This window comes from Treponema sp. R8-4-B8 (genome assembly GCF_054786175.1).
In genome coordinates, this window is record NZ_BDHE01000095.1 from 1 (window position 1) to 1,350 (window position 1,350).

Here is a 1,350-nt window from a genome sequence, read left to right on the forward strand (position 1 = left end):
TAGAAAAGCGTCAGAAAAATTCGGCAAATACATCGCCCGTATTCCATTGACCGCTTCGCCTTCTATTGTCATATCTAACGCGTTACCCATTGATTGGGAAACAATCGTACCAAAGTCGGAATTATCGTATATTTTGGGGAATCCGCCGTTTGTAGGGTACGCATGGCGAACAGAGGAACAACACAAAGATATGGATTTAATATTCCAGAATGAATTAAGAGGACATATGGATTATGTCGCCTGCTGGTATAAAAAAGCGTCAAAATATATTCAAAATACATCAATACGTGCGGCATTTGTATCAACCAACTCTATTTGTCAAGGTGAACAAGTTACGCGTCTATGGAAACCTATTACGGATTGCGGAATTAGATTAGATTTCGCATATCGGACATTTAGGTGGAGCAATGAAGCAAAAGGTAAGGCCGCTGTACATTGTGTCATTATTGGTTTTAGTATGGCAGGATTAGATAAAAACAAGACTATTTTTGAAGACAATAAAAGCTGGACAGTTGAGCAAATTAATCCATATCTTGTAGCAGCGCCGTATATATATATTGAACAGCGGAATAATCCTTTATGTAAAGTTCCAACTATGAGTATGGGAAATATGCCCAGAGATGGAGGTAATTTGTTATTAAGCAAGGATGAACGTGATAATCTTATAAAGTGTGAACCTCTTGCTAAAAAATATATAAGAGGATTTTCAATGGGTGATGAATTTATTAATAATATACCAAGATATTGTTTATGGCTAAAAGATTGTCCGCCAAATGAACTTAAAAAAATGCTTATAGTAATAAAAAGAGTTGAGAAAGTAAGACAATTAAGACTTGAAAGTAAAGCAAGCTCTACAAGAAAAAAAGCGAATACACCTGCACTTTTTGGACAGATAAGTAATATGACAGACAATGTAAATTATATTGCTGTGCCAAAAGTATCATCAGAGCGAAGAAAATATATTCCAATTGGTTTTTTAGATATGACATGTATTCCCGGAGATAAATTATTTGTAATACCTAATTCTACATTATATCATTTTGGCATAATTATATCGAATATGCACATGGCATGGATGAAATCTGTCTGTGGAAGGCTTAAAAGTGATTACAGTTATTCTAATACCATTGTTTACAACAATTTCCCCTGGCCTAACCCAACGGAAAAACAAAAGTCAGAAATAGAAAAACTAGCTCAAGCCGTTTTGGACGCACGTAAACAATTTCCAAATGCAAGCCTAGCCGACTTGTATGACCCTTTAACTATGCCAAAGGAATTACTAAAAGCACACCAGAAATTAGATAAAGCGGTTGAAACTGCCTATGGTCGTTCTTTCGATAATGACAGCCA

Annotated in this window: 1 protein-coding gene; it reads left to right on the top strand. The window is 35.5% G+C overall.

Annotated elements, in window-relative coordinates; genetic code table 11:
* Positions 1-46 precede the first annotated feature (46 nt).
* Positions 47-1,350, top strand: a 1,304-nt coding sequence (locus tag ACYVRA_RS06490) for a type IIL restriction-modification enzyme MmeI (protein ID WP_461251934.1), incomplete at its 3' end; no start/stop codon positions are given.